Source organism: Mesorhizobium sp. M7A.F.Ca.US.006.01.1.1 (assembly GCF_003997935.1).
Lineage (GTDB): Bacteria > Pseudomonadota > Alphaproteobacteria > Rhizobiales > Rhizobiaceae > Mesorhizobium.
This window is the reverse complement of record NZ_RZQL01000302.1, coordinates 1-7,307: the sequence shown is the minus strand read 5'-3', so window position 1 is coordinate 7,307 and position 7,307 is coordinate 1. Positions and strand designations below refer to the sequence as shown.

The following is a 7,307-nucleotide window of genomic DNA, read 5'->3' as shown; positions in this document are numbered from 1 at the left end:
CCGCTGCGCTGGCAGCGACGGCCGCGTTGCAGTTTGCCGGCCAGGCGGCCGCGACGGACCTGGAAGTCACCCATTGGTGGACGTCGGGCGGCGAGGCGGCTGCGGTTGCGGAACTTGCCAAGGCATTCGATGCGACCGGCAACCACTGGGTGGACGGCGCCATTGCCGGCTCCGGCGGCACGGCGCGGCCGATCATGATCAGCCGCATCACCGGTGGCGATCCGATGGGCGCCACGCAATTCAACCATGGCCGGCAGGCGGAAGAACTGGTGCAGGCCGGCCTGATGCGCGACCTCACCGACGTCGCCACCAAGGGCAAGTGGACTGATGTCGTCCGGCCGAAGAGCCTGCTCGACGGCTGCACCATCGACGGCAAGATCTATTGCGTGCCCGTCAACATCCATTCCTGGCAGTGGTTGTGGCTGTCCAACGAGGCCTTCGAGAAGGCCGGGGTGCCGTTGCCGAAGGACTGGAATGAATTCGTGGCGGCAGCGCCGGCGCTGGAAAAGGCCGGCATCATCCCGCTCGCCGTCGGCGGACAGGCTTGGCAATCCTCCGGTGCCTTCGACGTGCTGCTTGCGGCTGTGGGCGGCACGGACACGTTCCTCAAGGTCTACAAGGACAAGGACGCCAAGTTCGCCGCCGGACCCGAAGTTGCCAAGGTCTTCAAGGCCGCGGACGATGCCCGCAAGATGGCGAAGAACACCAATGTGCAGGACTGGAACCAGGCGACCAACCTGGTCATCACCGGCAAGGCCGGAGGCCAGATCATGGGCGACTGGGCACAGGGCGAGTTCCAGGTTGCCGGCAAGACTGCCGGCAAGGATTATACCTGTCTGCCGGGCCTTGGGCTGAACGAGGTCATCGCCACGGGCGGCGATGCCTTCTATTTCCCGCTGCTCAAGGATGCCGACAAGAGCAAGGCGCAGGAGGTGCTGGCCGAGACGCTGCTCGATCCCAAGACGCAGGTTGCCTTCAATCTGAAGAAGGGTTCCCTGCCAGTGCGCGGCGACGTCGATCTCAATGCGGCGAACGACTGCATGAAGAAAGGCCTCGCCATCCTTGCCAAGGGCGCCGTCATTCCGTGGACGGACCAACTGCTTTCACAGGACACCCAGAAGCAGAAGGAAGACCTTTTCGCCGAATTCTTCGCCAAGCCGGAACTGACCGTCGAAGACGCGCAGAAGCGCTTCGCCGACCTCATCGCTTCGGCGGACTGACGCTGGAGGCAACCCACCTCGCTCCCGGCCTTGCGAATGCAGGGCCGGGAATGCACCGCCCTTACCCAGCCGGCTGACGAGATGAGCAAGAGCGAACGTCCCAACCTTCTGTTCCGCAACCTCAATGCGAAGGTCGCCTCGATCCCGATGATCCTCACCGCCATGGTGGTTTTCGTCGGCGGCACCGTTTGGACGGTGCTCTATTCCTTCACCAATTCGAAGCTCCTGCCGCGGCTGAATTTCGTCGGGCTCGACCAGTATTACCGCCTGTGGGCGACGCCGCGCTGGCTGATCTCGATCGAGAACCTGCTGATCTACGGCGCGATCTCGCTGGTGTTCTCGCTGGTCATCGGCTTCCTGCTTGCCGCGCTGCTCGATCAGAAGATCCGCTTCGAGGACACGTTGCGCACCATCTTCCTCTATCCTTTCGCGCTCTCCTTCATCGTCACCGGCCTGGTCTGGCAATGGCTGCTCAATCCGGATTTCGGCATCCAGCACGTGGTACGGGACTTAGGCTGGACAAGCTTCAGCTTCGACCCGCTCTACAATTCCAGCATCGTCATCTACGGCATATCGATCGCGGCGCTGTGGCAAGGCACAGGGCTCATCATGTGCCTGATGCTGGCCGGCCTGCGCGGTATCGACGAAGACATCTGGAAGGCGGCGCGCGTGGATGGGATCCCGATGTGGAAGACCTATCTGTTCATCGTCATCCCGATGATGCGGCCGGTCTTCATCACCACACTCGTCATCATCGCTGCCGGCATCGTCAAGGTCTATGACCTCGTCGTGGCCCAGACCAGCGGCGGCCCGGGCATCGCCTCCGAAGTGCCGGCCAAATACGTTTACGACTATATGTTCTTCGCCCAGAACCTCGGCCAGGGTTTTGCCGCCTCGACCATGATGCTGCTCTCGGTGGTGATCGTCATCGTGCCTTGGGCCTATCTCGAGTTCGGGCGGCGCAAATGAGCATGGCAGACATCACCGCTCAAGCAAGCACCGCCGCCGGCGTGCGCCAGGGCATCACCGGCCCCTACGGCCCGAAGCCGCGCCGCATGATGTCGCGCCGCAACGTCTTCCTCTACGGCACATTGTTCGTCATGGCCGTCTACTACCTGTTGCCGCTCTACGTCATGGTCGTCACCTCGCTCAAGGGCATGCCGGAGATCCGGCTCGGCAACATCTTCTCACCGCCGCTCGAGATCACCTTCGAGCCGTGGGTCAAGGCGTGGTCAACGGCCTGCACCGGCCTCAACTGCGACGGGCTCTCGCGCGGCTTCTGGAATTCGGTGCGCATCACTGTGCCGTCGGTGCTGCTGTCGATCGCCATCGCCTCGGTGAACGGTTATGCACTGGCCAATTGGCGCTTCAAGGGCGCCGATACGTTCTTCATCATCCTGATCGTCGGCGCCTTCATTCCCTACCAGGTGATGATCTATCCGATCGTCATCATCCTGCGCGAGATCGGCCTCTATGGCAGCCTCAGCGGGCTGGTGATCGTCCATTCCATTTTCGGCATGCCGATCCTGACGCTGCTGTTCCGCAATTATTTCGCCTCGATGCCGGAAGAGCTGTTCCGGGCGGCACGCGTCGACGGCGCCGGCTTCTGGGGCATCTTCCTGCGCATCATGCTGCCGATGTCGCTGCCGATCTTCGTCGTCGCCATCATCCTGCAGGTGACCGGCATCTGGAACGACTTCCTGTTCGGCGTCGTCTACACCCGCCCCGACACCTATCCGATGACGGTGCAGCTCAACAACATCGTCAATTCGGTGCAAGGCGTGAAGGAGTACAACGTCAATATGGCCGCAACCATCCTGACCGGGCTTGTGCCGCTCATCGTCTACTTCATCTCCGGCAAGCTTTTCGTGCGCGGCATCGCCGCCGGCGCGGTGAAGGGGTGACGGCGATGACGGCAGCCAACGATACCAGCGTTTCGATCCAGGACCTGTCGCTGAATTTCGGCGCGGTGACCGTCCTGGAGACTCTCAATCTCGATGTCGCCGATGGCGAGTTCATCGTGCTGCTCGGGCCGTCCGGCTGCGGCAAGTCGACCTTGCTCAACTGCATTGCCGGCCTGCTCGACGTTTCCGAGGGCCGCATCTTCATCAAGGGCAAGAACGTCACCTGGGAAGAGCCCAAGGACCGCGGCATCGGCATGGTGTTCCAGTCCTATGCGCTCTATCCGCAAATGACGGTGGAGAAGAACCTGTCCTTTGGGCTGCGTGTCGCCGGCACGCCAAAAGAAGAGATCGCCAAGCGGATCGCGCGGGCGGCTGAAATCCTTCAGATCGAGCCGCTGCTGCAGCGTAAGCCCGCCGCCCTTTCCGGCGGCCAGCGTCAGCGCGTCGCGATCGGACGGGCGCTGGTGCGCGATGTCGACGTGTTCCTGTTCGACGAGCCGCTGTCCAATCTCGATGCCAAGCTGCGCGCCGAACTGCGCGTCGAGATCAAGCTGCTGCATCGCAAGCTGCAGAACACCATGATCTACGTCACCCACGACCAGATCGAGGCGATGACGCTGGCCGACCGCATCGCGGTGATGAAGGGCGGCGTCATCCAGCAGCTCGATGCGCCGCAGACCATCTATAACAGGCCGGTCAACCGTTTCGTCGCCGGCTTCCTCGGCTCGCCCGCAATGAACTTCGTCGACGGCCGCCTGGAAGACGCGGACGGCGGCTGGCGGTTCGCGGCCGAGGATATCAAGATCCCGCTCGGCACCTACGACTTTGCCAAGCCTCCGGCTCCCGGCCTCGTCACATTCGGTATCAGGCCCGAGCATGTCAGCCTGAACAGCGGCACCGGTTGGCCGTTCTCGATAGCCGCCAATGTCGAGGTGGTCGAACCCATGGGCTCCGACACGCTGGTCTGGCTGAAGCTTGCCCAGCAGAATTTCAGCGTCCGAGTGACCTCGGAACGCACGCCCAAGAACGACGAAGCGGTGACGCTTGGCTTCGATCCGATGCGCGCCTCGCTTTTCGACACGGCAACCGGCACACGCATCTAGCTTTTGAGAACCAACCTTCCAACGACAATCCCCAAGCGAAACGGACAGAGACGATGAATTGGTCATTCCAACTTTACAGCGCCCGCAATTTCCAACCCTGGGACGGTGTGCTCGCCATGCTCGGCAAACTCGGCTACGCCCAGGTCGAAGGTTTCGGCGGCGTCTATGATGATCCCGGGGCATTCCGCGCCGAGCTCGACAAGAACGGGCTTGCCATGCCGACCGGCCATTTCTCGATCGACGCGCTTGAGAACGATTTTGACGGCGTGCGCAGAACCGCCGACGCACTCGGTATCACGCTGCTCATCTGTCCCTTCCTGATGCCCGATCAGCGGCCATCCGACGTGGCCGGCTGGCGCGGCTTCGGCGAACGTCTGGCCAAGGTCGGCGACGCCGCGAAAAAGGCCGGCTACGGCTTTGCCTGGCACAACCATGATTTCGAATTCAAGAAACTTGCCGACGGATCGGTGCCGCAGGACCACATCCTGTCATCCGCGCCCGATGTCAGTTGGGAGATGGATGTGGCCTGGGTGGTGCGCGGCGGCGATGATCCGCTGCCGTGGATCGAGAAACACGGCAAGCGCATCAGCGCCGTCCACGTCAAGGACATGGCCAAGCCCGGCGAGGGGCTGGATGAGGATGGCTGGTCTGATGTCGGCCATGGCACCATCGACTGGGCCGGCCTGGTCAAGGTGTTGCGTGCCAGGAGTGCTGCCCAATACTACGTCATGGAACAGGACAACCCCAACGACATCGAGCGTTTCGCCCGCCGCTCCATCGCAGCCGCCAAAACCTATTAGGAGCATCACCATGGCAAAGAAACTTGGCATCGGCGTGATCGGCTGCGGCAACATCTCGAAGGCGTATTTTTCGCTGGCGCCGCTGTTTCGCGGCATTGAAATGCGTGCCTGCGCGGACATCAACATGGAGGCGGCCAAGGCGCGGGCGAAGGAGTTCAAGCTGCGCGCCGAGACCGTCGAAGACCTGCTCAAGGCCGACGACATCGACATCATCGTCAACCTGACCATCCCGGCGGTGCACTATGAGGTGTCAAAGCAGATCCTCGACGCCGGCAAGCACGTCTATTCGGAAAAACCGTTCGTGCTGTCGGTCAAGGAAGGGCTCGACCTTAAGAAGCGGGCGGAGAAAAAGGGTCTGCGGATCGGCTCGGCGCCAGACACGTTCCTCGGCGGCGCGCATCAACTGGTGCGCAACCTGATCGACACCGGCAAGCTTGGCAAGGTCACGAGTGGTACCTGCCATGTCATGGGCCACGGCATGGAGCATTGGCACCCCAATCCGGATTTCTTCTTCCAGCCGGGTGCCGGTCCCGTGCTCGACATCGGACCGTATTACATCACCAATCTGATCCAGCTGATCGGGCCGGTGAAGCAGGTCGCGGCCTTCGCGACAACGCCGGCCAAGGAGCGGACGATCAGTTCAAAGCCGCGCGCGGGTGAAAAGATACCGGTCAACACGCCGACGACCATCCATGGCCTGCTGGAGTTCGAGAACGGTGCCGTTATAACGCTCAACACCAGCTGGGACGTCTGGGCCCACGGCCACGCGCCGATGGAACTCTATGGCGAGGCGGGTACGGTGTTTGTGCCGGATCCGAATTTCTTCGGTGGTGATGTGCGCTTCACGCAAGACAGCAAGCCGGTCAAGAAGCTGCCGAACTGGCCGCATCCGTTCGGCGTGCCCAACGAGATGCATTCGCAAGGCATGATGGCCAACTACCGCACGTCAGGCCTCGCCGACATGGCGGTGGCGATCGCGGAAGGCCGGCCGCACCGCTGTTCGATGGAACTGGCGCTGCACGCCGTCGACGTGATGACCGGCCTGCTGCGCTCCGGCGAAACCGGCAAGTTCGTCGCCATGCAGACCACCTGCGAACGGCCGGCCGCCCTTGGCGTCAAGGAAGCCAAGGCGCTTTTGGCGAAGAAGAAATAGGGCAGCACACCTCAACCCTCTCCCCGTTCCGACGGAGAGAGGGTAAGGGTGAGGGGCAGAGCCAACTCGCCGCGTTGTCGCGATGCAGCCGACCGGCTCGTTTCCATTTGAGGATTTTCCGATGCCCTACACGCCTGCCGAAAACCGCTATGAAAAGATGATCTACAACCGCTGTGGCCGCTCCGGCCTGAAGCTGCCGGCGATCTCGCTCGGCCTGTGGCATAATTTCGGCAACGACACGCCGCACAGGACCAAGCAGGCGATCGCGCGCAAGGCCTTCGACCTCGGCATCACGCATTTCGACCTCGCCAACAATTACGGTCCGCCGCCCGGTTCTGCCGAGACCGCCTTCGGTGAAATCCTGCGCACCGACTTCGCCGCCTACCGCGACGAGCTGATCATCTCGACCAAGGCCGGCTACGAGATGTGGGCCGGTCCCTACGGCGAATGGGGCGGGCGCAAATACATGCTGGCCAGCCTAGATCAGAGCCTGAAGCGGATGGGGCTCGACTATGTCGATATCTTCTATTCGCACCGTTTCGACCCCGACACGCCGCTGGAAGAAACGATGGGTGCGCTCGACCATGCCGTGCGCTCGGGCAAGGCGCTCTATGCCGGCATCTCGTCCTACAACTCGCAGCGCACGCGCGAGGCCGCCGATATCTTGAAGCAGCTTGGCACGCCTTGCGTCATCCACCAGCCGAGCTATTCGATGCTGAACCGCTGGGTGGAGGAAGATGGCCTGCTGGATACGCTCGAAGGGCTCGGCGTCGGCTCCATCGTGTTCTCGCCGCTGGCGCAAGGCATGCTGACGGACAAGTATCTCGGCGGCATTCCGGACGGCAGCCGCGCCTCCCAGGGCAAGTCGCTGAAGACAGCCTTCATCAACGACAAGACCATCGCCAACATCAAGGCGCTCGACGCCATCGCCGGCAAACGCGGGCAGACGTTGGCGCAGATGGCGCTGGCCTGGGTGCTGCGCAAGGGCAGGGTGACCTCGGCCCTGATCGGCGCCAGCCGGCCGGAGCAGGTCGAGGACTGCGTCGGCGCGCTCAAGGTGCTCGACTTCAGCGATGCCGAACTCGCCGAGATCGACACCTATGCGCGGGAGTCCGACATCAATCTGC

7 protein-coding genes are annotated in these 7,307 nt (G+C 62.5%); all 7 read left to right on the top strand.

Features of this window, described 5'->3' with window-relative positions:
• Window positions 1–8: 8 nt before the first annotated feature.
• A complete protein-coding gene (locus EN943_RS32855; RefSeq protein WP_127416116.1) occupies window positions 9–1,220 on the top strand; it encodes an ABC transporter substrate-binding protein in 1,212 nt (403 codons plus the stop codon).
• 81 nt (window positions 1,221–1,301) lie between these two features.
• Window positions 1,302–2,189, top strand: coding sequence for a sugar ABC transporter permease (locus EN943_RS32850; protein ID WP_024504415.1), 888 nt, complete (start codon window positions 1,302–1,304; stop codon window positions 2,187–2,189).
• A 2-nt stretch (window positions 2,190–2,191) separates the two neighbouring features.
• Window positions 2,192–3,124 carry a carbohydrate ABC transporter permease gene (locus EN943_RS32845; RefSeq protein WP_164778495.1) on the top strand — a complete coding sequence of 311 codons (933 nt, stop codon included), beginning with the start codon at window positions 2,192–2,194 and terminating at the stop codon, window positions 3,122–3,124.
• A 5-nt stretch (window positions 3,125–3,129) separates the two neighbouring features.
• On the top strand, window positions 3,130–4,227 hold the full coding sequence (gene ugpC / locus EN943_RS32840) for a sn-glycerol-3-phosphate ABC transporter ATP-binding protein UgpC (RefSeq protein ID WP_127416114.1): 1,098 nt from the start codon (window positions 3,130–3,132) through the stop codon (window positions 4,225–4,227).
• Between the two features lie 53 nt (window positions 4,228–4,280).
• Entirely contained in the window at window positions 4,281–5,027 is a 747-nt protein-coding gene (locus EN943_RS32835) for a sugar phosphate isomerase/epimerase (RefSeq protein ID WP_127416113.1), read from the top strand.
• 10 nt (window positions 5,028–5,037) lie between these two features.
• Window positions 5,038–6,180, top strand: a complete 1,143-nt coding sequence (locus tag EN943_RS32830) for a Gfo/Idh/MocA family oxidoreductase (RefSeq protein WP_027037753.1) — start codon at window positions 5,038–5,040, stop codon at window positions 6,178–6,180.
• A 121-nt stretch (window positions 6,181–6,301) separates the two neighbouring features.
• Window positions 6,302–7,307, top strand: a 1,006-nt coding sequence (mgrA, locus tag EN943_RS32825; RefSeq protein WP_127416112.1) for an L-glyceraldehyde 3-phosphate reductase, incomplete at its 3' end; no start/stop codon positions are given.

What these genes read in the sequence shown, in the direction of transcription:
- EN943_RS32850 (WP_024504415.1), top strand. Translation starts at nt 1,302, where the DNA reads ATGAGCAAGAGCGAACGTCCCAACCTTCTGTTCCGCAACCTCAATGCG.
- EN943_RS32845 (WP_164778495.1), top strand. Translation starts at nt 2,192, where the DNA reads ATGGCAGACATCACCGCTCAAGCAAGCACCGCCGCCGGCGTGCGCCAG.
- ugpC (WP_127416114.1), top strand. Translation starts at nt 3,130, where the DNA reads ATGACGGCAGCCAACGATACCAGCGTTTCGATCCAGGACCTGTCGCTG.
- EN943_RS32835 (WP_127416113.1), top strand. Translation starts at nt 4,281, where the DNA reads ATGAATTGGTCATTCCAACTTTACAGCGCCCGCAATTTCCAACCCTGG.
- EN943_RS32830 (WP_027037753.1), top strand. Translation starts at nt 5,038, where the DNA reads ATGGCAAAGAAACTTGGCATCGGCGTGATCGGCTGCGGCAACATCTCG.